This is a genomic window from Dysgonomonas sp. ZJ279 (assembly GCF_011039205.1).
Taxonomy (GTDB): Bacteria; Bacteroidota; Bacteroidia; order Bacteroidales; family Dysgonomonadaceae; genus Dysgonomonas.
The window spans coordinates 14,781-38,137 of sequence record NZ_JAAKEL010000019.1; the positions used below are offsets into that span (position 1 = coordinate 14,781).

At 36.5% G+C, this 23,357-nt stretch carries 26 protein-coding genes, 1 tRNA gene and 1 riboswitch; of the genes, 16 read left to right on the forward strand and 11 right to left on the reverse strand.

Translation table 11 applies throughout. The features are described from left to right. Position 1 precedes the first annotated feature (1 nt). The 15 genes from G7Y57_RS14470 to G7Y57_RS14540 all read left to right on the forward strand — a co-directional run bounded on the left by G7Y57_RS14470 (position 2) and on the right by G7Y57_RS14540 (position 9,524). On the forward strand, positions 2–520 hold the full coding sequence (locus tag G7Y57_RS14470; protein ID WP_165025648.1) for a hypothetical protein: 519 nt from the start codon (positions 2–4) through the stop codon (positions 518–520). Beyond that, positions 520–807 carry a hypothetical protein gene (locus tag G7Y57_RS14475; RefSeq protein WP_165025651.1) on the forward strand — a complete coding sequence of 96 codons (288 nt, stop codon included), beginning with the start codon at positions 520–522 and terminating at the stop codon, positions 805–807. Before G7Y57_RS14470 ends, G7Y57_RS14475 begins: the two co-directional genes overlap by 1 nt. Continuing rightward, positions 807–1,322, forward strand: a complete 516-nt coding sequence (locus G7Y57_RS14480; RefSeq protein WP_165025653.1) for a phage holin family protein — start codon at positions 807–809, stop codon at positions 1,320–1,322. Before G7Y57_RS14475 ends, G7Y57_RS14480 begins: the two co-directional genes overlap by 1 nt. Beyond that, the gene (locus G7Y57_RS14485) at positions 1,309–1,836 is read left to right on the forward strand and encodes a glycoside hydrolase family 108 protein (RefSeq protein WP_165025656.1); all 528 of its coding nucleotides are present in this window, start codon (positions 1,309–1,311) and stop codon (positions 1,834–1,836) included. Before G7Y57_RS14480 ends, G7Y57_RS14485 begins: the two co-directional genes overlap by 14 nt. Then, complete coding sequence (locus tag G7Y57_RS14490; RefSeq protein WP_165025659.1) at positions 1,836–2,351, forward strand: hypothetical protein; 516 nt, start codon at positions 1,836–1,838, stop codon at positions 2,349–2,351. Before G7Y57_RS14485 ends, G7Y57_RS14490 begins: the two co-directional genes overlap by 1 nt. Next, positions 2,336–2,608 (forward strand): LysM domain-containing protein, encoded by a 273-nt coding sequence (locus G7Y57_RS14495; protein ID WP_165025662.1) that lies wholly within the window; start codon positions 2,336–2,338, stop codon positions 2,606–2,608. Before G7Y57_RS14490 ends, G7Y57_RS14495 begins: the two co-directional genes overlap by 16 nt. Before the next feature lie 4 nt (positions 2,609–2,612). Continuing rightward, positions 2,613–3,488: a nucleotidyltransferase gene (locus tag G7Y57_RS14500; RefSeq protein ID WP_165025665.1), complete on the forward strand. Its 876-nt coding sequence runs from the start codon at positions 2,613–2,615 to the stop codon at positions 3,486–3,488. Next, the gene (locus G7Y57_RS14505; protein ID WP_165025667.1) at positions 3,485–3,967 is read left to right on the forward strand and encodes a hypothetical protein; all 483 of its coding nucleotides are present in this window, start codon (positions 3,485–3,487) and stop codon (positions 3,965–3,967) included. Before G7Y57_RS14500 ends, G7Y57_RS14505 begins: the two co-directional genes overlap by 4 nt. A 1-nt stretch (position 3,968) precedes the next feature. Continuing rightward, positions 3,969–5,081: a hypothetical protein gene (locus G7Y57_RS14510; protein ID WP_165025606.1), complete on the forward strand. Its 1,113-nt coding sequence runs from the start codon at positions 3,969–3,971 to the stop codon at positions 5,079–5,081. Positions 5,082–5,083: 2 nt separating this feature from the next. Then, on the forward strand, positions 5,084–5,629 hold the full coding sequence (locus tag G7Y57_RS14515) for a hypothetical protein (protein ID WP_165025670.1): 546 nt from the start codon (positions 5,084–5,086) through the stop codon (positions 5,627–5,629). 1 nt (position 5,630) lies between these two features. Further along, positions 5,631–5,831, forward strand: coding sequence for a hypothetical protein (locus G7Y57_RS14520; protein WP_165025672.1), 201 nt, complete (start codon positions 5,631–5,633; stop codon positions 5,829–5,831). Further along, positions 5,824–7,689 carry a hypothetical protein gene (locus G7Y57_RS14525; protein ID WP_165025674.1) on the forward strand — a complete coding sequence of 622 codons (1,866 nt, stop codon included), beginning with the start codon at positions 5,824–5,826 and terminating at the stop codon, positions 7,687–7,689. The genes G7Y57_RS14520 and G7Y57_RS14525 overlap by 8 nt, the downstream gene beginning before the upstream one ends. A 4-nt stretch (positions 7,690–7,693) precedes the next feature. Beyond that, positions 7,694–7,924 carry a hypothetical protein gene (locus tag G7Y57_RS14530; RefSeq protein WP_165025676.1) on the forward strand — a complete coding sequence of 77 codons (231 nt, stop codon included), beginning with the start codon at positions 7,694–7,696 and terminating at the stop codon, positions 7,922–7,924. Between the two features lie 188 nt (positions 7,925–8,112). Beyond that, positions 8,113–8,973 carry a DNA adenine methylase gene (locus tag G7Y57_RS14535; protein ID WP_165025678.1) on the forward strand — a complete coding sequence of 287 codons (861 nt, stop codon included), beginning with the start codon at positions 8,113–8,115 and terminating at the stop codon, positions 8,971–8,973. A gap of 89 nt (positions 8,974–9,062) precedes the next feature. Continuing rightward, entirely contained in the window at positions 9,063–9,524 is a 462-nt protein-coding gene (locus G7Y57_RS14540; protein WP_255491472.1) for a GNAT family N-acetyltransferase, read from the forward strand. Between the two features lie 534 nt (positions 9,525–10,058). On the opposite strand, the gene G7Y57_RS14545 is transcribed toward G7Y57_RS14540, so the two are convergent. From G7Y57_RS14545 to G7Y57_RS14570, 6 genes are all read right to left on the reverse strand, one after another. Beyond that, on the reverse strand, positions 10,059–10,469 hold the full coding sequence (locus tag G7Y57_RS14545) for a hypothetical protein (RefSeq protein ID WP_165025681.1): 411 nt from the start codon (positions 10,467–10,469) through the stop codon (positions 10,059–10,061). A gap of 85 nt (positions 10,470–10,554) precedes the next feature. After that, positions 10,555–10,628: transfer RNA gene (locus G7Y57_RS14550), tRNA-Ala, on the reverse strand. A gap of 26 nt (positions 10,629–10,654) precedes the next feature. Further along, positions 10,655–11,596, reverse strand: coding sequence for a hydrogen peroxide-inducible genes activator (locus G7Y57_RS14555; protein ID WP_165025683.1), 942 nt, complete (start codon positions 11,594–11,596; stop codon positions 10,655–10,657). A 20-nt stretch (positions 11,597–11,616) separates the two neighbouring features. Next, positions 11,617–12,285: a YggS family pyridoxal phosphate-dependent enzyme gene (locus tag G7Y57_RS14560; protein ID WP_165025686.1), complete on the reverse strand. Its 669-nt coding sequence runs from the start codon at positions 12,283–12,285 to the stop codon at positions 11,617–11,619. A gap of 16 nt (positions 12,286–12,301) precedes the next feature. Next, entirely contained in the window at positions 12,302–12,757 is a 456-nt protein-coding gene (locus tag G7Y57_RS14565; protein ID WP_165025689.1) for a DUF4494 domain-containing protein, read from the reverse strand. A 162-nt stretch (positions 12,758–12,919) separates the two neighbouring features. Further along, positions 12,920–13,456, reverse strand: a complete 537-nt coding sequence (locus tag G7Y57_RS14570; RefSeq protein WP_165025691.1) for an RNA polymerase sigma factor — start codon at positions 13,454–13,456, stop codon at positions 12,920–12,922. 393 nt (positions 13,457–13,849) lie between these two features. Between G7Y57_RS14570 and htpG the strand changes: the two genes are divergently transcribed. Next, positions 13,850–15,739, forward strand: a complete 1,890-nt coding sequence (gene htpG / locus G7Y57_RS14575) for a molecular chaperone HtpG (protein WP_165025694.1) — start codon at positions 13,850–13,852, stop codon at positions 15,737–15,739. Positions 15,740–15,842: 103 nt separating this feature from the next. Here htpG and G7Y57_RS14580 read toward each other — a convergent pair whose 3' ends face one another. The 5 genes from G7Y57_RS14580 to G7Y57_RS14600 all read right to left on the reverse strand — a co-directional run bounded on the left by G7Y57_RS14580 (position 15,843) and on the right by G7Y57_RS14600 (position 23,326). Beyond that, on the reverse strand, positions 15,843–17,246 hold the full coding sequence (locus G7Y57_RS14580) for a DUF5074 domain-containing protein (protein WP_165025696.1): 1,404 nt from the start codon (positions 17,244–17,246) through the stop codon (positions 15,843–15,845). Between the two features lie 145 nt (positions 17,247–17,391). Further along, positions 17,392–17,653, reverse strand: a riboswitch (cobalamin riboswitch). Positions 17,654–17,710: 57 nt separating this feature from the next. Then, the gene (locus tag G7Y57_RS14585) at positions 17,711–18,781 is read right to left on the reverse strand and encodes a glycosyltransferase family 4 protein (RefSeq protein ID WP_255491473.1); all 1,071 of its coding nucleotides are present in this window, start codon (positions 18,779–18,781) and stop codon (positions 17,711–17,713) included. Positions 18,782–18,793: 12 nt separating this feature from the next. Continuing rightward, on the reverse strand, positions 18,794–19,687 hold the full coding sequence (locus tag G7Y57_RS14590; RefSeq protein WP_165025699.1) for a PhzF family phenazine biosynthesis protein: 894 nt from the start codon (positions 19,685–19,687) through the stop codon (positions 18,794–18,796). Between the two features lie 103 nt (positions 19,688–19,790). Beyond that, the gene (locus G7Y57_RS14595) at positions 19,791–20,954 is read right to left on the reverse strand and encodes a PepSY-associated TM helix domain-containing protein (protein ID WP_165025702.1); all 1,164 of its coding nucleotides are present in this window, start codon (positions 20,952–20,954) and stop codon (positions 19,791–19,793) included. Between the two features lie 8 nt (positions 20,955–20,962). Further along, complete coding sequence (locus G7Y57_RS14600) at positions 20,963–23,326, reverse strand: TonB-dependent siderophore receptor (protein ID WP_165025705.1); 2,364 nt, start codon at positions 23,324–23,326, stop codon at positions 20,963–20,965. Positions 23,327–23,357: the final 31 nt, after the last annotated feature.

Consider the following 23,357-nt stretch of genomic DNA (forward strand, 5'->3'; position numbering starts at 1 on the left):
TATGGATGCAATTGATAGGCTCACAGAAGCTATAAAAGAAAGGGTAAATGGGGCAAAACAAGCACAAATGCGCTATGTTGAATGTATTTCGGTGGATTGGGAAAATAAAACCATGGATGCCAAAGGAACGGCGGACGACTCAGACTATTTAGATATAATTCTTGGATTCGGATATATTGATATAAAACCCAAAGTAGGCACGATTTGCCTTATTGGTATAATTGACGGGCAAGAAGTGGTAACATTCCTTATCAATGCCGAGGAGGTTGAGTTAGTTGAGATAACCGGAACAAAAATTGTATTTAATGGTGGTGAAAATTTGGGGCTGGCCAAGATCAAAGAATTGACGGATAAATTAAATGTTATTGAAACGGCGTTTAATTCCTTATTAAGTGATTACAAATCGCATAATCACCAACACCCACAAGGCCCGACAACCTCCTTTGTGATTCCTCCAACTATCAGAGACTTAACAAAAACAGAGGTAAGCGATATAGAAAATAAAATAATAACACACTGATGAGTAGAGGTATATTACTTGACAATGAAAATGAGCTTACAGTTGCCAATGGCACACTAAAGATAGCAGACTGTACAATACAGGATGCGTTCACGGTTCTATCTATCAATCAAGGTGAACTAAAAGAAGACCCTATTGCGGGTGTTAATCTCGAACAAATGATACGCGCTCGCTTTGATAGAGAAAAGATAAAAAAAGCCGTCGAAATAGGATTAGAACGTGTCGGAGTAAGATATGAAGACATAAAGGAGCAAATAGATACAATTATTAATGGAGAAAGTAGATAATGGTAAGAATATTTAATCATGCAGTATCACATTTGATTGCCAAAATATGGCAATATATTATAAGCATCGCGGGCGGCTTATTAGTTGCTTTTGAGTCTTCTATCCCGTTTTTTATCCCGTGCCTAATATTGACGGTAATAGATATATATGCGGCTTTGTGTTTGGCCCGTAGGGTACACCAAAAGCACCCCGATCGATCGGACGGTAAATTTAAAAGTGAATACAAGTTCAAAATAATGAAAACAATGCTTATTGCTTTAGTCGCAATAATCGTTGCTCAGTATGCCGATATGTATGTAATAAAAGATTCTGATCTAGCCGTTCGGTCGGTTGTCGGTTTTTTCCTCTTTTACCAATTATGGAGTATATCGGAGAATTGGAGTTCAGAGAACGACAATAAAATTGCAAAAGCCTTTCAACGTATTATGGTGAACAAAGCCGAACGGCATTACAATGTGACATTAAGTGATATTTTACTAAACGAAGAAAAAAAAGAAGATAATGGCGAAAGTTGAATTATTAGCCCCATTTATTTTGAGTTGGGAGGGTGGTTTTGTTAATGATCCCGTCGATTTGGGCGGCGCAACAAATAAAGGTGTAACGATTGCCACATGGCGACAAGTAGGCTATGATAAAGACGGCGACGGCGATATAGATGTCGACGATCTGAAATTGTTAACCGTTGATGATGTGGTTAAAGGAGTTTTAAAACCTCATTATTGGGATAGATGGAAAGCCGACCGCATAAATAATCAATCAGTGGCAAATATACTTGTTGACTGGGTGTGGGCATCGGGTAAGCATGGTATTGTACGACCGCAAAAATCACTTGGTGTTGTGGCTGATGGTCTTGTCGGAAATAAAACATTATCCGCACTAAATGACTATCCCGATCAAAAAATGCTTTTCGATCTGATAAAAGCCGATCGTATAAAATTTATAGATGAGATTGTTGCAAGTCGTCCAGCAAACAAACGCTTTGAAAAAGGATGGAAGCGACGAATAAATGATATTAAATACACTACATAATGAAACAACTATTTTATATACTGATTCTATTTTTTGTATTTACCGGTTGTCGCTCCTTTCAAAATAGCAAGGCCGAATTATCAGAAAAAAAGGAAATTCATTTAGATAATGACATCACGTCATCGGATGATAGGTATTTGTATGAAAATATAGAGCGTGCTATAAAACAAGTGTTAAGTGAACGGCTTAATATAAATATTAAACAAAAGAAGTATGACACGGATAAGCCGATAAATCCCGAAACAGGGAAACCCCCACTTTTGGAAGAAAACGAAATAGAAATAAGCAAAGCTACTGATCTGTCAATTAATGATTCCACTCATACTAATAAATCGGAGTTATCTAATAAGTTGAATATTGATAAAGGTAAAACGACAATAAGAAGTGATACACTAAAAAAGTCAATGTTAGAAAAGAAAATAGATTCCGGGGTTAGTAATTGGGTGATTAAGATAGTTGCAATAATAATTGTAATTGGTGCAATAATATTATTTGTAAGATGGAAACTAAAGTAGTTGCAAAACAATGTGTTTTAGACTTAGCGATACAGTTGGGAGGTTCGGCCGAATCTGTTTTTTTATTGGCTATTGCTAATGGAATAGATATTACCAGCGAATTAGTAACCGGATTAACAATAACGGCTCCCGTGACAATAGATGCAAGTATATATAATTATTACAGGGTAAGAGGTATCATCCCAGCCACGGAAATAGAGAAAGGGCCGGAGGGTATAGAGTTTTGGCGAATTGAATATGATTTTATAGTAAGTTGAAAATATGGCAAGGACAGTAAGCGAAATTAAACAGCAAATGACTGAGATATTTATGGCCGATGCAGCCGTAATGTTCTTATATGATTTGCAACCGGGGCAATCATTCGATGAAAGGTTCCCAAGAGTCAGAATAGAAAGTATTTTTTTCTATATCGTAGCCTTTGCAATATGGACGCTTGAAACTCTTTTCGATATACATCGGCAAGAAACGGCGGATATAATAAGTAATCTTAAGCCTCACTCACCCCGGTGGTATCGCAACATGGCCCTTGCTTTTCAATTTGGCTTTAACCTTTTACCTGATAATGACCAATACGACAACGAGGGTAAAACACAGGAACAAATTGATGAAAGTAAAATAGTATCGTATGCCGCCGTCCGCAAGCAGGGAGGTGACAAACCATTATTAATAAAAGTTGCGAAAGATGTTGGCGACAACCTTGGCCCTTTAAATAATGACGAACAACTTTCATTTTCTGAATATATGGAACGTGTTGGCGATGCCGGCGTAGAGATTGAAGTATTAAGTACAACGGCGGATAAACTAAAGTTATCACTTGACATTTATTACAATCCTTTGGTACTGAATGCAAACGGACAACGCTTGGACGGCTCATCTTTTACGCCGGTTCCCGATGCCGTTCGGGCTTATCTTAAAGTCTTGCCTTTTAATGGTGAGTTGGTACTTGCGTTTCTAACTGATGCACTACAAAGAGTTGATGGTGTTGTTATACCTCATTTATCCTATGCCGCTTATCAATATGGAGCACTTAATTGGATAAATATAATTGTGAAGTATCAGCCTTATTCGGGTTATTTTCAAATAAGTGATGCCGATTTGAGTATTAATTATATAGCACAAAGCGAAATATTGCAATGAAACATTTTACTATAAACTATTCACGGCTAATACAACAATTGTTGCCGATTATTTTTCGCACTTCATCTGTAACGGCATTTTTAGAGGCTTTTCTTTCTCCTATCCGTTACATATACAGTTTATTCCAACGCAATAGGGATGATAATTTGTATCACTTAAATATAACACCTCAGGTGTGTTTCATTGAAAAAGCGTTGAATGATCGTTTTGATTTTGGTGGCCGACGTATTTATATAAGCAGTGGGAAATATAACAGGCAACTGTATATACATACCCGGAGTGAAAACAAGCCTGTTTTTATATATAAACGTGAAGAAAACAAGCCGGTATATTTAAGAAAACGAGATGAAGTTGGTGTCGAACGGTTCAATTTTATAGTAAATGTACCTAAAGGCCTACAATACAATAAGGCTGAGTTAGAAGCAATAGTAGAGATGTATAAATTACCAACTAAAACATTTATAATAAACGAATATTAATATGCACAAAAAATATGATTTTTCACAACTAGGTGGTGCCCCATTTGATCAACAAACGCTCGAATTTATGCAATCCGCATATTCTGAAATAACAGGAGGCTTAGCCGCCATGATTGGTAATAATGTTATAGTTTCGGGTTGTATAGTTTCGGGGCAAAATGTTACAGCGGGGTGGATTATTGTTAATGGTGAATTGTTGCCTTTTTCCGGTTCATCTACCGGAGTACAAACAACATTCGTAATTCGGGAATTAAAAGAAACTTTGATTTTTGAGGACTCAACATCACAAGCAATAGAAATAAGTCGTTTTGCCCAATTCGGGTCGGGAACTGGTGCGATTGCATGGTCAAGCCTTACCCGCTTAAATTCGTTGTTGACAATCTCTAATCACCTCGCTAGGGTTGATAATCCGCACGGAGTAACCAAAACACAAGTAGGACTTGGTAATTTGCCGAACGCTAAGACCGACGACCCAGCGGTGAACGATACTAATATTTTAGCGACGAGTAAAGCGGTTGCCACTCACGTTTTAAATAAAAGTAATCCGCACGGAGTAACCAAAACACAAGTAGGACTTGGTAATTTGCCGAACGCTAAGACCGACGACCCAGCGGTGAACGATACTAATATTTTAGCGACGAGTAAAGCGGTTGCCACTCACGTTTTAAATAAAAGTAATCCGCACGCAGTAACCAAAACACAAGTAGGACTTGGTAATTTACCGAATGCTAAGACCGACGATCCAAACGTGTCGAATAGTGAAGTTTTAGCAACAAGTAAAATGGTTTCTGCTGCTACTGCTGGCGTTCTGTCAATTTTCCAACAAGGCTTTGTTGAACTAGTCTATAATCAGTCTGGGCCGCGCATTAATATTAATAAACAGTTGGCACTGGGTAAGATTGGCGTTATAGCCAATATTTATGTGTATCAAAAAACCGATGATACATATAGTGATTTATATTTTAATACTAAAGAGCATCTGTTGTCGGCGGTGTCGTTCCGTTTCTCAAATGCTACTGGGATGGCTGAATCTGTGCGGTTTGGCTTTGATGTGACGCAAACAAATGCCAGCACAAAATATTACTTGGAATATATGATCTATCAAAAACCCTAATTATGGCAACAACGGATATAAATACTATAAAAAACTGGTTTACACGTGGCTCTAAACCTTTGGCGGCTCAATTTGCCGCATGGCTTGATTCGTATTGGCATAAAGACGAGCCTATACCAATCGAAAACATTGATCGGCTGGATGAAGTTTTAGGCAATTTCGCCACGACTCAGCAATTAGACAATACACTCACTGAAGTTAACAGGGTTGTAGGTGATGCACTCACAGAAGTTAACAGGGTTGTAGGTGAAGCCCTCAAAAAATTGGAAAATGCCGCCTCGAGTCTGCAATTAGAGCGCCGTATATCTTTCGGGATGGAAGACAATACAATGAGTATGTTCTTTGCAGAGGCACTTACCATCTATAAAATAGCTGGTATCAATGTAAATACGTTGGATTTGGTAATAAACAATGTCTCTCAAAGCGTTGCAGTGAACCAAACGATTGACTTTAAAATACCAGCAAACGCGTTGGTAACATTTTCAGTAACCCGACAAACGATTGATAATGATTTGTTTCTTTATCTGTTTGGCAAAATAACAATGTGATATGATATATACAATAAACAAAGATCAAGATACATTCGAGATAGACGACAATGTGTTTTTTCGCAATCAGTCACCGAAATTTCAAAAAGTCTTTTCAGAAAATCAACGTACATATAATGTTGCACTGTTCGATAATTGTGAAGTGATGGTTTTGAGTACTGATAAAATAGTAGTTAATGATAAAATAGAAGATTATGAATAATAAATTTAAAGACTACTATATAAACTATGATCAGCTAAATATTTATGATGTTGATTATAGATATATTTACTATTTCAGTCAGATAGCGACCTCAAAAAGTGGTGTAGGTACACGCGATAATCCTTATCACGTTGCAGTGTCTCACCTCAATGTCGGTAATGGTGGCGGTAAGACTTGTAATCTGCTTTCGGGCGGTGAGTATCTTTTGCGTCTTGCTGTAAGTGGTGATGGTCATTACCGCGATCTTATCGGTATGGGTATGCACGCAACAAAAATAAACTTCTCGCTTATATCCGATAATTTCACTCATATACGGTTTAAGGATTTAACGTTAAACGCTCTCGATCTTGTATCTGCAACACAAACGGTTACATATCGCTTTGACAATTGTGTGATTGAAAGTGGTTTTAACAAAACGGTTAATAATGCAACCAAATGTCTTGTCAAAATTCAAAGTAGTATTGTTGGTACGCGCGGAACAAACAATACATTTTCAAATACGGTGATACAAACATTATTATTTACAAATCTTTCGATTGTAAATAAATGTGACGTTGTTGTTTCGCAAGCAGATTTAACGAGTTATAATACAAGTTATAAAGGCTTCGATTCATGCCGATTCAAAATAGGCGGTGAGTTGGGTTTTACGCCATTAATCGGAAATACAGAGGCGACGTTACGTGCTGATTTTGTTAGCAGATGCGAGGCGCAAGGTTTGACCGTTCCAAGTGTGACCGATTATGATATTACCAATAAGGTTGGGCGCTGGGTGTTCGATAACGGATCGACGATCGAGGGTGCGATTATTAAAGGTTCTATCTTTCATCTTTTTGAAGAACGTTTATTTATCATTCTAGGACACACAATCAACCGAATAGAACGCATACCGATTACATTGTCTAAAAATAAACCAGCCTCGATCAGTACGGCAAATCCTAACAGCGGTTTACTTGTTGGTGAAAACTCGTTACAGTTACCCGCGAATGTAGATATAACAGACGCGGCAAGCGGTTATATAGAATCAAATGTGATGTGGCTGGGTGGTAAGAACAAAATAAACGAGGTCGGTATATTTGGTAATTTACCGATGTATTTAGGTGTGACAAGTGATGGCACGCGAGATATAGGCTCAACGCCTGTAACTGTTATTCGCGCGGGCTGGGTTTATTTGGTGCGTTCGTCCGATAAGCAATTCGCGTCAATAACCTATAACGGTTCGACCTATTCGACTTCATTAACGACTCGTAATAATACATTTATCGGTGTTGCTGGTGTGGCTTCTTTTGCTGTTGTTAGCGGTAATGTACAAGTATTTGAAGTGTTAGACCTTGCGCGGGCGCAAACGGTCAAAATGCGCGTTGTGAATGACTTACCCGACGGTTTAATCACCAGCGGGAACTTACAGGCTGATTATTGGTACTTCGTTGCTCCGAATAACTTAAATGACACAAGCGGAACTGTAACTTATAACAATGTTGTATATCCGTGTTTTGGTTCATTCTTGGTTACTAGTGCTACATTGACATTCGCTATTACTGGTAATTGCCATTTGCGCCGATGCTGGAATAAGAACTATGCAGAAAGTGACGCAACCGACAAAGCATTTTGGACTAACAGGCAAAAACCGTTTTGGTGTGATGTTGTTCCGAACGATACGCGATGCCTGATGCAAAATAATAATGACTTTGCCAACGAAATGAAGCGCGGGGCTGATGGTAATTACTTGACCTCTGGTCATAATGATTTTTACGCACTGGCTGGCGGTGATGGCGGCGTGATCGTTCCATCGTTTACAATACATGGTTCATTTGTTCAGTATCGCATTGATATTTCAACGCTAAACCCTATTAGAATTTAGTATTATGGCAGAGTATGAAAATGGATTGCCGCCTATAACCGATATATCGGACACATCTGTTTCGAGTGTGTCTATAACCAAAGCGGTTTTTAATGATGTAGAGGTTAGAAATGAAGTTACGGCGGTTAGTATTAATACAAGTGTATTCGAGTCAGCTAGTGAGTTGAGCGAATTAAATACTATATCAATCACGAAAGGCGATGCCGTTGGTAGAAATTTTGGTACGTTCTTGTAATTAAAATAGGAGGGATAAATAAGCCCTCAGTCGTTAGTAGTATCTCACCACGTACTAACGTATTCGTTAAAATAAATGCGAAGCAACGCATAACTGAGGGCTGATGCCTTTAGTTACGTTGCTTCGTTTTTTTTGTACGTGGTGAGAATACAAAGATAAGTTTTAAACACTAATTAAATAGAAATTAAATGGAATTTAAGAAACAAAAAAGCTACAAAGTAGCACCGCTACCTTTTCAAGGACAGAAAAGGAGATTTGTAAATGGTTTTGGAATCGCATTACAGGAACTCAAAGCTAATAAGGAAGTGAGTATAATAGTCGATCTGTTTGGAGGTAGTGGTTTGCTATCACATACGGCAAAGAATATATTTACTAATACTAGGGTCGTCTACAATGATTTTGACAATTATAGCGAAAGACTAAGAAATATAGATCGTACTAATAAATTATTGGCTGATATCAGATTGATATTATCAGATTATCCGAGAGAAAAGAAATTAGACGATAAATCTAAGGCCCATGTTCTTGAATGTATTGAAAAAGCAGATAAAACCGGATATGTAGATTATGTTACATTGTCATCATCTATCCTATTTTCTGCACAGTATGTAACTAGTCTTTCACAACTGAACAAAGAAACGTTATACAATAATGTTAAGGCCACAGACTACGACTTTAGCGCGGATGAGTATCTTGGCGGCTTGGAGATCGTTCGGTGTGACTACAAGCAACTATATGAGCAATACAAGGATGTGCCGGGGGTGTTGTTTTTAGTTGACCCTCCATACCTATCAACTGACACAAAAACTTATCTCTCAGACAAGTATTGGAAGCTTCGGGATTATTTGGATGTATTGAACGTTCTCACAGGCTCTAACTATGTATTCTTTACTTCGAATAAGAGTTCATTAATTGAGTTATGTGAGTGGTTTGCAGACAATCGAAGTATTGGTAACCCGTTTGAAAATTCAGTATTGAATACACAGAATATTACAATCAATAAGAGTGCAAGTTATACCGATATGATGTTGTATAAGTTTGTGAAGTAAATTTTATTTTGTGCAATAATATAGCCCCTTTCGGGGCTTTGTTTGTTTTAGTGCGTGCGTGTTTTTATGTACATTTCGTTTTAAAAATTGTGAGATTTGGATTTTTCAATAATATTATACAGAAAAATCAATTAATTGATAAAAAATTTAAAACATCTGACATTCCATATTCAATACAACAAATTAATATTGAGAATTTTAATTCAATATCTACTTTTTGGGATTTTTGTCCATCATGGCAAAATAGTTTCGATTCCATCAAAAGGACAGCCAAAGGCTTTGTTAGTATAGGAGTTTTTATCGAAAACTCACTCATCGGATATTGCGTTTTTGAACCTACTTCAGGAGATATTACTCAAATAGCAGTTGACAAACAAAACAGAAGAAAAGGAGTTGCATCACTACTGCTTAAAGAAATAGTCAGACTCAATGAAAATAATGTTGTAAAAATTATAAATACTGATATTTCATGTAGTTCGATTACTAAATTCTTAAAATCAAAAAATATTGGAATTACAGGTATGCAGTTTGAAATGATAAAAGAAATATAAAATTCTTGCAAATTGATAATTACACGACGGAGTATAGCACTGAAAACTTGAACTCTCTTGTTAAAGATTTTGAGAAAATTATTAGTTTTATGGAAATTTCAAATAATGGGCAGCTTTATACGTGAATTAGCTCAATACATTGGTGTTCGTTTTAGATACAGCTTTTTAAGGTTTGTTAAAGTACCTAAATCCTTAGATTATTTAAGAGGTAATTCTGATGATGGTGCTAACAATCTGAGTCATGGTTGTATTAATACTCTCATAGGTTTGCCAATCGTATTTCTAATAATATTAGGGCTTGCTTATTTATATTTTACTTTCCTCAACTGAAAAATAATAAATCCCCAAACAATTCTGTCTGAAGATTATATTTTTTGTGGAATGAAGATCGAAATTTAGGACTCATCTAGTGAATGTATGGATAACAATGCCAAAAACATAATTAGATAATTTAAAAGAGTAAAATAGTAAATACGAGGAAAAGTATCAATCTTAATATGCGATTATACAAATAACAAGTTAATTATAAACAACTTAATCACGAAAAAGTTTCTCTATTATTACAGGTTCACTTTTTGTTTCAAAATTATCTATCCCTACTGTTACCATATCACCTAAAAGTGATTCAAAGTCATAAATATAAGAAGTGTAATCTCCAATCTTTCCGTTGATAACTCCACTAGCATTTGCTTCAAAGACATATTTAGGATAAATAATCGTACCATCTTTTTTTTCTACACAGCGCTGAGGTTGAGCCCGATATATCCATCCAACCGTATCTTCACCTTTTGTCTCATATATCCATATTCTTGAGTTAGGTCTTGGTATTATATTACCATCTTCAGTATAACTTTTAAATGTAACAGTTAAATCAACTTCATTATCATCTGATGAACAAGCAAAAACAAAAGGAATCAATAAAAGTAGTGTAATAAGTTTTCTCATAAATATTATAGATTAAGGTTAGGAATAATCCTCTCAATAATAAAGAAAATCCTCAAACACTTCTGTATGAGGATTTCTAATTCTGTGGAGAATATCGGACTCGAACCGATCACCTCAACACTGCCAGCGTTGCGCTCTAGCCAGATGAGCTAATTCCCCGGTGCGGATGCAAAGATAATAAAGAATTAAATATCCACAACAAATTTCTTCAAATCTGGATTTAATAATTCTTTAGGCACAGATTCTTTCACTTCCGAAATAATTATATCAAGTACGCGCTCGCGCAAAAATTCGCGACGGGTAATAAGACTGATCTCACGAACAGGATTCATCCCTTTTAATGGACGAATATTCTTCTTTTGTTTTTCAGACAGTTCTTCAATCGCCATTTCGGGTATTATAGTCAATCCACTATTGTTGTCGACAATGTTTACCAAAGTCCCGATACTTCCAGCCTCATACGAAAACAAAGAATGAGAACTCTTACGTTTTCGAGTGTTGCAAATACGTAATATCTGACTACGGAAACAATGAACCTCTTCGAGTAACCAAAGACGATTAACATTCAAATCATCCTCTTCCAATTCTTTCTTGGCATATAGTGAAGTCTCGCGAGGAGATACATATGCATAGAATCGTTCATAGTAAATCGGATGCTCGCTAATCTTATCATTTTTCAAAGGTGTGGCCAATATAGCGCCATCAAGTGCACCATTCAATAGCTTATCTATTATCTGCCCTGTCGTAGTTTCTTCTATCACAAGTACTATATCGAAACCATTCTTGTCATGAATCTGCATTAATTTTGGCAAAAGGTAAGGAGCAATCGTCGGGATTATACCCAACTTGAATATCCCTTGCACAACACCTTTTTCTTCCTGAATAATTTCTCTTATTTGTTTAACCTGCGAAACGATAACACGTGCCTGATTGATAATCTGCGTACCAATAACAGTCGGTTGAACAGGTAGCTGGCTACGGTCGAATATTTTCACCCCCAACTCATCCTCAAGCTTCTGAATCATCATACTCAGGGTAGGTTGAGTCACAAAAGACGCTTCAGCAGCCTTAGCGAAATGCCGATGATTATCTACGGCGATAATATATTCCAACTGTTGTATATTCATAATCTATTTTGTATTTTGCATTAATACTCCCGATTTCCGAAAATGGACGAACCTATGCGCACCATAGTTGATCCCTCTTCTACAGCAATTTTATAATCACCTGACATTCCCATCGATATTTCGGAGAACGAATCATCCTCTGAAAAATAGTTAGCCTTCAGTTCATCAAAGAAAGATTTTAGGTTTTTAAACTCCTTTCGTATCAGAGTTTCGTCTTCAGTATTAGTAGCCATTGCCATCAAACCACCAATATAAGCATATTTGTGCTTCTTCCACTCGCCTTGCTCCATAAATTGCCGACAATCGTTGAAAGAAAAACCATATTTACTATCCTCCTTTGCAATATGCACTTCTAGCAGACAGCATATAGGCTTCTCAAATACTGCAGCCTGCTTTTCTATTTCGGCGAATAGCTTCCAGCTATCTACACTGTGTATTGTATGAGTGTATGGAATTATAGCTTTTACTTTATTTGTCTGTAAATGGCCTATGAAGTGCCACTCTATATCATCGGGTAGTTGCTGATGCTTCTCACTCAGTTCTTGCATTCGGCTTTCGCCGAAAATACGATGCCCGGTATCATAAGCTTCGCGGACAGTATCTGCCGTGTGAAATTTAGATACAGCAACAAGCTTTACATTCGCCGGTAAGTCTTTTTTTATTTTTATTATATTTTCAGCAACACTCATCTACCAAATACTAAACTTAAGTCAATATAATTTTCCTCTTGGCATCTTCCGAATATGGAAAAACATCCATTATCAATGTTTCGGCTAATGATCCAATAGTATAATCGGCCATCGTTCCCTCCATACCTTTTTCAACTACTCGAAGAGCTTCCTTAAGGTCAGAAGCCTGAGCCAACATTTGCACTGCTGTTTTCTTTTCTGATCCGCTTTTTTCATCCAGTGTGATAAAGAAAACTTTAGCTTTAAAAAAGCGGTCTCCGTTATCATTAAAAAACAACTCTGATAGCTTTGCTCTTTTTATATCTGCTATTGTAAATTCGCCTGTGATATATGGTCTTATTTCTTCTGTAATGCGAGCTTCTGCTTCAGTGAAAGATAAAGCATCAACCAAATAAGGTTCTGTTACTTTCTTTTGCATTCCATTTTCGAGCATTTTTTCGTAACTCACCTTACATTCAAACCAATTGTGCATATAAACTTAATTAAAATCGTGATTATTTATAATTTCTTGTACAAACTTAATAAATAAACGTGATATAACATTTGTTTTATTTATTAAAAGAGCTTTATTTCTCAAAATAAAAAGGGTCTGCAATATTGTATTGCAGACCCTTTTGCGAACTTATATCGGAAGTTAGTCTTTATCTTGATATCTGTAATCTTTCAACAATTCTTGCAGTCTTTTTCTTGCAAAGAAAATACGGCTTTTTACTGTACCGATAGGTAAAACAAGATTTTGAGCAATCTCTTCATATTTATACCCTGAAACATGCATTGTAAAAGGCACCTTGTACTCGTCAGAGAAACTATTGATCACTTTTGTAATCTCAGCCACTGTATAAGCACCATCAGGAGTATCAAAGCCTGAATCCTGAGGCATATTCAAATGGTACAGGTTTTCGGTTTGGTCTATCATTGTTTGGCTACGAACCACACGACGATAGTTATTCACAAATATATTGTGCATAATAGTAAACACCCAACCTTTGAAATTTACGTTTTCATAATATTTCTCTTTATTATCCAGCGCTCTTAGTGTTGTTTCTTGTAGCAAATCTTTTGCTTCCTCTCTGTTAGATGTAAGAGTTAATGCAAAATTCATCATATTGTTTTGAAGATCGACTAATTTATCTTCAAACTCTTTATTATTTTTGTGATTAGTTGTGTTCATAATTTCAGTATTTAGCGTGATAAATAATCCATTAGTTTTCAAGTCATAAGAATCTTTATTTCTTATTAATTATAAAGCAAATGTAACGAGTTTTTTTAGTTAAAATGAAATAAATATAGTTTTTTTAAGAAACAATTGTCAAAACAACTAATAGCTACAAATTAATGTATTGATTAATAGATATTTAACACATGCAGAAAACATGTTAAATATGACATAAAAAAAATCTATCAGCCAAAATAAGCCTATTTTTAACAATTTAAGCCCTCAATAATTTATTCATTTTAAGAACATTAAGGATCTAACAAGACAATATGACACGTCCGATCTGTCTGGCATCTTATTTGCTTTAATAGAATCAAAATAATATAACTAATAACTTAAAATATCATTATGGAACAAAAAGGCAAAATTGGGGTTACAACCGATAATATTTTCCCCATCATAAAGAAATTCTTGTATAGCGATCACGAAATATTTCTTCGTGAATTAGTATCGAATGCAGTAGATGCTACACAAAAGCTAAAAACATACTCTTCTTTGGGCGAATTCAAAGGAGAACTTGGAGATATCACTGTACGTGTAAGCATTGATAAAGAGAAAGGTACACTCACTATATCGGATAAAGGTATAGGAATGAATGCCGAAGAAATTGAAAAATATATCAATCAGATAGCTTTCTCTTCTGCAAATGAGTTTCTCGATAAATATAAAAATGACGCGAATTCTATCATCGGACACTTCGGGTTAGGTTTCTATTCTTCATTTATGGTATCACAAAAGGTAGAAATCGTTACTAAATCATTCAGGGAAGATTCTCAGGCTGTTAAATGGAGCTGCGACGGTTCTCCCGAATATACATTGGAGAATGTAGAAAAAGCTGAAAGAGGTACCGACATTATCTTATATATAGATGATGAGAACAAGAACTTTCTTGAAGAAGGTGAAATCAGTCGTTTATTAAAGAAATATTGTCACTTCTTACCTATACCTGTTGCTTTTGGTAAAAAGACTGAATGGAAAGATGGCAAATCGGTAGAAACCGAAGAAGACAATATAATCAATGACACGAATCCAATTTGGACACGTAAACCTGCAGACCTGAAAGACGAAGATTATAAAAAATTCTATCAGGATCTATACCCGATGTCTGACGAACCGATGTTCTGGATTCACCTGAATGTCGATTATCCGTTCAAACTGACAGGTATCTTATATTTTCCTCAAATAAAGAGCAATGTAGATCTCAACAAAAATAAGATACAATTATACAGCAATCAGGTATTCGTAACCGATTCGGTAGAAGGAATCGTTCCTGAGTTCTTAACACTGATGCATGGTGTTATCGATTCTCCGGATATTCCGTTGAATGTATCCCGTTCATATCTGCAAAGCGATCAGAATGTGAAAAAGATATCTAATCACATCACAAAGAAGGTAGCTGACAGATTAGAGGAAATATTCAAAAACGATCGCACCCAATTTGAAGCAAAATGGGATAGCTTGAAAGTATTTATCGAATATGGCATGCTGACTGACGAGAAATTCTACGATCGTGCTCAAAAATTCTGTCTACTAAAAAATACAGATGGAAAAGCATTTACGTTCGAAGAATATAAGACACTTATATCTGCCGATCAAACAGATAAAGAAGGCAATCTGATATATTTGTATGCAAGCAATAAAGATGAGCAATATACCTATATTAACAATGCTACTGAAAAGGGATATGATGTAATTTTATTCGATGGTCAGCTAGATGTGCACATGGCAGGACTGCTCGAACAAAAATTCGAGAAAAGCCGCTTCGTCCGTGTAGACAGCGATACTGTTGACAATCTTATCGTAAAGGAAGACGCAGTAGAGGTTAATCTCACCGATAAACAAAAAGAAGAATTGAGCGAAACATTCACTTCTCAACTTCCTAAAATTGAGAAAACAGAGTTTACAATCGATTATAAAGCATTAGGTGAAAAAGCGCAGCCAATACAAATCACTCAAAACGAGTTTATGCGTCGTATGAGAGAGATGTCTGCTATGCAAACCGGAATGTCGTTCTATGGTGAAATGCCCAATAATTATAATTTGGTACTGAACACCGAACATCCACTGATCAAAAAGGTAATGGCAGATATAGAGGGCAAAGAAAAAGATGCTGTAACAGCTTATGCAGCTGAAAGCAAAACTGTACGTCAGCTTATCGATTTGGCTCTATTGTCGAATGGCATGTTGAAAGGTGAGGCTCTGAACAATTTCATCAAGAGAAGCACTGATATGATATAAATAAATTAAGTAAAGCAATGAGTCCGAAGAGGGCTTAAATTAAGAGAGGCTGTCCCACCACGGACAGCCTCTCTCTTTTACCTATACACAAATAAAACAAGCGTCAATTTCTGACATCTATTCTTATATCTTTTTCTACGATCTTGCCATTTGAATTTGCTTGTAGTTTAATAACCATCTTTCCGGTCTTAGCCGAAGATTTCAGGGTCAGCATATTTTTTTGCAATTCATATTGAGCAATATCACCCTCAGCAGACGAAGTAAGCAGACTCTTAATTATAGATGATGATGCATTATCAGCATCCACAATTACTTCATTCAGATCAATAGTCTTTTCTTCGTTAGGCTTCAACACGATTTGATTAGTCAATATAGCAGGAGCGTTTACGTCTTTAAAGAATGGCATAGCCGGAAACCAATAGTAATCGGTATTATCTGCACCTCCTTTTACGTTTATCGTTTTACTCAATGCTCCTTGAGGTGTCAATAACTGTACTACATTTATATCATTACCCCATACACCTGTTGTCATTGACAAAACTATATTGTCGGTTAAAGGATCTACTCTTAATCCTGCACCATAAAAAAGAAGCTGGTCACCATTATCATGCTTACCCAGCGTATAAAATGCTGAATTAAGCGATTTACTATTTATATCATATTTAGCAACTTTATTCCCATCTTTCCAATACAAAACATTTTGTTGAGTACTGGCACAAAAACTCCCTACATTCCAAGAATATTCGATATGGGTATCTGAAAACGAAACTTCTGTCGTTGCTTCAAATGTATATGGATTTATCTTAATCAGTTTACTGGTAGCACCAGCCCAAATATTTCCGTCCTTGCTTTGTGCAACTGAATTTATTGTATTGTCTTTTATAACTTTATCCACTTTATCGGTTGAAGTATCTATAACATAAATACCTTCCGAGATAACAGCTGCAAATACATATTTACCTGCAAGACACATATTAACAACTTCGCCGGAAATACCAGCAATAGTTGTACCTACTTTCAACTGCTCAATATCAAAGAGGCTAATTCCGCTATTTGTAGATATATAACCTTTCTTACTATTCACACCTACAAAAGAACGTGCTGCATTTTCGCCTCCCGCAATATTTTCAATAGCCACCTTCTTTTTCAATGTTTTGGCATCTGCTACTACGAGCCTATTTCCGCCAAATGATACTATATAAACATTATCACCATAAATTGTTGCAAATTGCCCTGTTTTACCTAGAGTCTCTCCCGAATTTGCAGCAGCATACGCGCGATAAGATATAGCTCCGTCATTATTGAAGAAACTTAAACTGGCATTATCTGTAGTAAAATTACCCTCATTCAAAATATAAAAACCATCGGCAGCCATAGTAGCCGGAGCTTTATCATTTTCTATTACAACCGTTTCATCAGAATTTGTTACATCGTCGTCATCAGAACATGATGCGAATGTAAAAGTCAAAGCAAAAAATGCCACTAAACCTAAGTACTTTCTTTTCATTATAATTATCAGTTTATTTAGTATAATACTAATCCAGACTAAAGTTGAATAGTCTTAACAGAAGAAATGAAATGATAATCAAAATGTATAAATACAAACGTGCAACCATGTGCATTTGATCTCAAGACTTTATTCCTCGAAAGTCTGAATATTTATTTTGTCTGGCAGGTCTCCTGACTTGTTCTCATTTTGAACGGCCTTCCCATCATATCAGTTGTCAGTCATCAGTTATCAACTAAATTGTTGTTTACTGTTCACTGCTCACTGTTTCTAACAGTGGCGAGGGTAATGTCAAAATGTTGTTCGTTAGAACTTACAGTAGCGGGTCTGTTCAGGATTTTCACCTGATTCCCTTTTAATCAGATAATCCGAAATGAATTATCCAAACCAAATACGTTTACAAAAATATATATTATTTAAGAGATAACAAGTAAATGTGCAAAATATTTACAATCTTCAATATATTATACAATCTGTTTAATTAAATTTTCCATCTTCTCAATGGCACTTTCCCAACTAAAACGTTGAATGTAATTATTACCCCTATGCGCCAATGAGATGCGCTCTTCATTATTATCGATCAAATAACAAATTCTTTCAGCCATCTGCTCTGCATTTTTCACCTCAACAAGTAAAGCCGTTTCTCCATCAATAGCAAATTCACGATGTCCGGCTATATCGGTACAAATTAATGCGCATCCACAGAATAAAGCTTCGGCAGGTGTAAGTGGGAAACCTTCGGTAAAACTATTAGAAAGAAATATCGCATTACGATTATATATATCGCAAAGATTATCTGGCGCACGATAAAACTTGATCCAGTCGGGCAAACCTTCCGGCTGAGGGCACACACCGAATAGATCGGCTTGCAACTCAGGATATCTTTCTTTCACAAGCATTAATGCTTTCAGACCATATTCAGACCCTTTTATTTCTTGTATAGAATAGGTCATCGCAACTGTTGCAAGCGTTCGCTCTTCTATTTTATCTTTTACAAAAAACTCTTTATTATTGACAGCATTATATATTAATGCAACAGGCTTAGATGTATGCTGCTCTACAATCTCTTTAAGGTAAGAGGCTACAACAACATTTGTTGTATCAGGCATATCGTACGAAGCATATAATAGGTCTTCGTGCCCTGTCCAGTTTTCAAAACCTTGAATAAGATTTATCTTTTTACCTTTCGCCGCACCTAGCTTACCCATTTCTAAGACAGTAGACCACCATGTAGCAATTACAACATCTGCATCTACTACATATCTGTCATCTACTTGGGGAACATAAGACATCGTAATAGACGGATCGAAATTAAACCACCTATCATTACGAAAGCCTTCTACCTTAGACAAAATATAACGAGCTACATAGGGCAAACGATATTCCATATACTGTGTACGGATAGGATATGTAAGATGAACCGAATATCCTTTCTTTGCTAATCGGTTGGCATATTCATACATTACCCGAAATCCACCTGCCGGACGGCGAGGTTTGAACGGTAGAATAAAATTTATCTTAGTCGGTTTATTCACTACGTATTTATTTTACTTATCACTCGTATTAAGAAAATAAGTTCCTTCTATTTTCATAGAAGCACTGCCTCCAAAAAGAACTTTTCCTTCACTCATTTTTAATTTAACTACATTATAAGCGTTTTTCTCTCCGTTTTGTTCAATAGAAATAGGTTCTCTGTTCCATAGATTATGCTTAAGCATATAGTAACCCATAGCAGAATTGCCCGATCCTGTGGCTACATCTTCCAGATAACCGAATTTAGGAGCAAACACACGAGTTCTTATCTTATTATTCTCATTAGTTACATCTGTAGTAAAAACAAGTATAATATCAATCTCATTTGTTATACAGAAAGCTTTCAATGTTTCTTCATCTGGATTTAAGGCTAATATGTTATCCAGATTGCTAATCGGTACTATAAGAGTTCTTAAGCCGGCATTAATAAAATTGATAGGATACTGCTTGTTCAGTACATCTTTTGCAACGCCTAAATTCTCGGAGATTTCTTCTGCTGCAACTGTCACCGATAAATACTCGGGGTTTGGAGCTGTTATGAAAACTGCATCTAAAGATTGAAGCTCGTTATAAACTACTAAACTGCCTTTCTTTGTATTTATTTTTATTTCGGGTAGTTGTTTGAGCTGTTCATCCGTTTTTAGTAAATGGTACATACACGCAATTGTACCATGTCCACAAAAATCGACTTCGCATTCCGACGAGTAATATCTCAAATTACACGAAGAGCTATCAACCATAGCACAGTAAATAACTTCGGACACAAAGCCTTTATGCTCCTTGGCTATATTCTGCATATCAGATTCAGATAAAATCTGATCCTTTTCAAGATATATGCATGCAGCAGGATTCCCATTAGACTCTCCGGCAATAAAAGCATCTATTTTTAGATATCTAAGTTTTTCCATCTCATTGTTTTCAAGCTATGCGCAGATATTTTCGTATAAAAGAAAAAGCAAATATAATTCATATTAATTATATCTGCTTTTTATCGATAGAAAGTTTATATATCTATTTCTTCCCCTTCTTTGATTTCTTTCTTTTCTTATGCCAAATGATATATCCGGTGACCGGCAAACTGGCAATACCTAAACTCGCAAGAAAAACGATTATCTTACCCGGTAGTCCGCCAATAGCTCCAACATGAATATCGTAGGTCATACGATAAAGCTTATCACCGGCAGACGAATCTTCGTAAGCAGTGCCATAGATACCACCACCTTCGAGTTCTTCCAGCGTATTCTGATCGAAGAAACGAAAATGTCTTTTGTAATATGTATCATCATTCGCCGGATTGAAGCAAATGCGGTAAGCATCCGCTTTCTTGTTAGGAAAATCGAACATAAATGTACCCTGCTCTCCTATCGGATACTCTTGCTTCACCTGTTGCCATAGTCGATCATCCAAGTTGAGAGTCGAGGCTGTCAATGTCGTATCAGACAAAGCCGGTTTCCATTGTTTCAGTTCTTCTCCGCCCGAGATAACAGTATAATAAGAATTTGCGAACCATTTGAAACTCCATGTCAGACCGGTTATAGATATTATAAGAGCGATTAGTGCCACATAGAATCCTATAACTTTATGCAAATCGTAATTGAGCTTATATGAATTTGATTTCCGCTTGATCGTAAGAATAGATTTCAACGATTTTCTATTCCATCTTTTAGGAATCCAAAGTACGATTCCCGAAATAGTTACAATAACAAATACCAGAACCGACCAACCCACAATAGGACGCCCAACATCGTAAGGTAGCCACAGACTACGATGTCCTGCAAGAATGATTCTGAAAAAATCGCCTTTCAATGTCTGCTTATAAATATAATCTCCCGAGTAAGGATTCAACATTAATATTGTATATCCATCCTCGTAATGATTATACGCAAGCGTGGCAGCCTTATCCCTCTTGCCATAGGCTACACCATAGATAACATTGGCGCTATCGGCCGCCACTGCATATACATACTGGTTAGCTTTTTCTTTTAGCTCCGAAGGTGACAAAAACGGTCTATCTTGTATCTCCACATATTGCGATTGTTGAAAAATGCTTCGTAATTCTAATTGAAAAACGTAAATACATCCTGTGACAGCTACAATAAATATTACAAGTGACGAAAGTGCCCCGAGCCAAAGATGCAACCAGTAAGCTATTTTTCTAAATGATAGTTTTTTCATTTCAACGATCAGAAATTATAGGTAATACCCATTCTGAAGTTACGTTTAGGTTCGGACTGCCAATAATATACATTACCCGACACAGAACCACTGTATAAATATCTATCGAAGACATTAAATACATTCAATCCTATTATCAAATTTCCTTTGCGCCAACCTGCAACCGCATCAAACTTATAATAATCAGGTAAACCCGACTTGCCATCGACAAGCCCTCCCCATGTACTACGATCAAGCATCGATGTCTGACCTCCACCAATATTGAAGCCTTTAAGAATACCTTCTGAAAACTGATATTTCAACCATATATTGAAAAGATGCTTAGCATGTCCTGGTAAACGCATACCAACAGGTCGTTTTTCGTTTATCGATTTTGTCACTTTATAATCGGTATAAGCATAGTTGGCAACAACGCTCAACCCCTTAACGATTTCGCCCATCATATCGAATTCTACCCCTTGAGCTTTCGATTGACCAACTTGAATAAGGTAAGTTTCATCTCCTTTGTTATCAGGGTCAGAAGTTGTTTCATTATTTTTCATTATTTGATATACCGAAAGACTTGTATTCCATCGACCACCAAACCACATACGTTTCAAACCTAATTCCCAATTACTACCGGTTATCGGTTTCACTTTATCTCCGCCACGGAGCAATCCCATTTGCGGACTGAAAGTTTGATCGAAAAGAGCATACACTGACGAGTTTTTATCCATAGAGAAACTAAGACCGACACGGGGTGAGAAATGTTTCTCATCAGTCACAGTAGTTCCATACGAATCATCTTTCACAAATGTGTAACGACCGGCAAGAGTTAATCTTAGTCTTTCGTCAAAGAAACCTAATTCGTCTTGCACATACAATCCTGTATACGATTGCGAAATTTGAGTAGTATTAGCTCTCTCTTTCATACTTCGGGTTCTGTCGAATTGAGGATATCCCCAATATGGATTACCCGATTTACGATTTGTGTCATAAATATTATATGTACCAACTGAATCCAATGCATGAGTTTGGCTCCAGTCTCCCCAAAAATGTTTATCACCAATATCCAAACCTCCTAATATACGATGGTTGACGGCTCCCGTTTTCACTTCTCCATTTACGAAGACCTGACCAAACTTCATCTCATTAATAGCATCACCTATACTTACGGTTCTGATCATATCACCATTGCTTGCCACAGATCCATACCACATCGAACTACCTTCTTTATTATAATTGAAATATGCAGCCTGAGCAGTCAACTTCCAGTTTTTACTCAACTCATGTTGAAGATTTAGAATAAGGCTATGATCTTTTATAACTGTGGGTTCTAGCCCCGGTTCTAATATTGAGTAATCGTACGGAAGATCGGCATATCCATTTGGAGAGAAACTGTAAAACGATCCTGTATTAGAAGATTGCATATATTGTAAAGCATATTCCGCTGTCAACTTCGTTTTATCATCTATATCGTATGTAATAACCGGAGCAACGCTATATCTCTTATTGAATTCATATTGTCTGATCGAATTCATTGTTTGCCCCATCAGGTTTAAACGATATAATAGCTTACCTTCTTTATCCATTACACCATCTAGGTCTAATGTAGCACGATACAGATCGTTGCTACCGAACATAAACGAAGCTTGTCCTCTTCTCTGTCCTGTGGGTTTCTTCATTACCACATTATAAATACCACTGGGTTCACCGTTCGACATCATAAAGCCGGCTGGTCCTTTTACAAATTCGATACGTTCTACAAAGCTCATATCCTCCGTTAGAGGCCCCCAGTTGGACGTTACATTCATACCTTCGCGAAATGCAGCAGCACGGCTACCACGCATGTTTACGCGCGTATACGAATCGCCCCAGTGCTCAAGACGGGTTACCCCGCTGACATTACGGGTAATACCGTCGCTCATACTGGTTATTTGCTGATCGAGCATTATATCGCTATTGATAACTTGTATATTCTGAGGAATCTGAATCAATGGTTCATTGAGACGAATAGAACCCGATATACGTTGAGTAGTATATTTATGAGCTTGAGCCGAGACAACAACCTCACCCAAATTCTGAGCAGATTCTTCCAATATAATTACCGGAACATCCGTTATCTCCGTATTTGAACGGACAGCTACATCGATTGTCCTTGTTTTATAATTGAGTAAAGAAACTGTCAATTTATAATTACCGGGATTTATATTTTTGATCATAAATACACCTAAAGAGTCGGTTATGCTACCACTCTGGGTACCAACTATATGAACAGCTACATATTCGAGATTTTCACCGTCCGAACTTTTTACTGATCCCCGAATATCTTTGGCCTGACAAAAAACAGTAATACAGCACAGAATAAGTAGCAAAATGCTATTTTTTTTCATTGTTAAGAGTGTTTTTATTGAATTTATTTTT

Coding starts and splice junctions, on each gene's coding strand:
- G7Y57_RS14500 (WP_165025665.1), top strand. CDS start 2,613: ATGGCAAGGACAGTAAGCGAAATTAAACAGCAAATGACTGAGATATTT.
- G7Y57_RS14510 (WP_165025606.1), top strand. CDS start 3,969: ATGCACAAAAAATATGATTTTTCACAACTAGGTGGTGCCCCATTTGAT.
- G7Y57_RS14560 (WP_165025686.1), bottom strand. CDS start 12,285: ATGAGTGTTGCTGAAAATATAATAAAAATAAAAAAAGACTTACCGGCG.
- G7Y57_RS14565 (WP_165025689.1), bottom strand. CDS start 12,757: ATGCACAATTGGTTTGAATGTAAGGTGAGTTACGAAAAAATGCTCGAA.
- G7Y57_RS14570 (WP_165025691.1), bottom strand. CDS start 13,456: ATGAACACAACTAATCACAAAAATAATAAAGAGTTTGAAGATAAATTA.
- htpG (WP_165025694.1), top strand. CDS start 13,850: ATGGAACAAAAAGGCAAAATTGGGGTTACAACCGATAATATTTTCCCC.
- G7Y57_RS14555 (WP_165025683.1), bottom strand. CDS start 11,596: ATGAATATACAACAGTTGGAATATATTATCGCCGTAGATAATCATCGG.
- G7Y57_RS14470 (WP_165025648.1), top strand. CDS start 2: ATGGATGCAATTGATAGGCTCACAGAAGCTATAAAAGAAAGGGTAAAT.
- G7Y57_RS14525 (WP_165025674.1), top strand. CDS start 5,824: ATGAATAATAAATTTAAAGACTACTATATAAACTATGATCAGCTAAAT.
- G7Y57_RS14520 (WP_165025672.1), top strand. CDS start 5,631: ATGATATATACAATAAACAAAGATCAAGATACATTCGAGATAGACGAC.
- G7Y57_RS14595 (WP_165025702.1), bottom strand. CDS start 20,954: ATGAAAAAACTATCATTTAGAAAAATAGCTTACTGGTTGCATCTTTGG.
- G7Y57_RS14475 (WP_165025651.1), top strand. CDS start 520: ATGAGTAGAGGTATATTACTTGACAATGAAAATGAGCTTACAGTTGCC.
- G7Y57_RS14580 (WP_165025696.1), bottom strand. CDS start 17,246: ATGAAAAGAAAGTACTTAGGTTTAGTGGCATTTTTTGCTTTGACTTTT.
- G7Y57_RS14545 (WP_165025681.1), bottom strand. CDS start 10,469: ATGAGAAAACTTATTACACTACTTTTATTGATTCCTTTTGTTTTTGCT.
- G7Y57_RS14515 (WP_165025670.1), top strand. CDS start 5,084: ATGGCAACAACGGATATAAATACTATAAAAAACTGGTTTACACGTGGC.
- G7Y57_RS14505 (WP_165025667.1), top strand. CDS start 3,485: ATGAAACATTTTACTATAAACTATTCACGGCTAATACAACAATTGTTG.
- G7Y57_RS14590 (WP_165025699.1), bottom strand. CDS start 19,687: ATGGAAAAACTTAGATATCTAAAAATAGATGCTTTTATTGCCGGAGAG.
- G7Y57_RS14485 (WP_165025656.1), top strand. CDS start 1,309: ATGGCGAAAGTTGAATTATTAGCCCCATTTATTTTGAGTTGGGAGGGT.
- G7Y57_RS14480 (WP_165025653.1), top strand. CDS start 807: ATGGTAAGAATATTTAATCATGCAGTATCACATTTGATTGCCAAAATA.
- G7Y57_RS14535 (WP_165025678.1), top strand. CDS start 8,113: ATGGAATTTAAGAAACAAAAAAGCTACAAAGTAGCACCGCTACCTTTT.
- G7Y57_RS14600 (WP_165025705.1), bottom strand. CDS start 23,326: ATGAAAAAAAATAGCATTTTGCTACTTATTCTGTGCTGTATTACTGTT.
- G7Y57_RS14530 (WP_165025676.1), top strand. CDS start 7,694: ATGGCAGAGTATGAAAATGGATTGCCGCCTATAACCGATATATCGGAC.
- G7Y57_RS14490 (WP_165025659.1), top strand. CDS start 1,836: ATGAAACAACTATTTTATATACTGATTCTATTTTTTGTATTTACCGGT.
- G7Y57_RS14495 (WP_165025662.1), top strand. CDS start 2,336: ATGGAAACTAAAGTAGTTGCAAAACAATGTGTTTTAGACTTAGCGATA.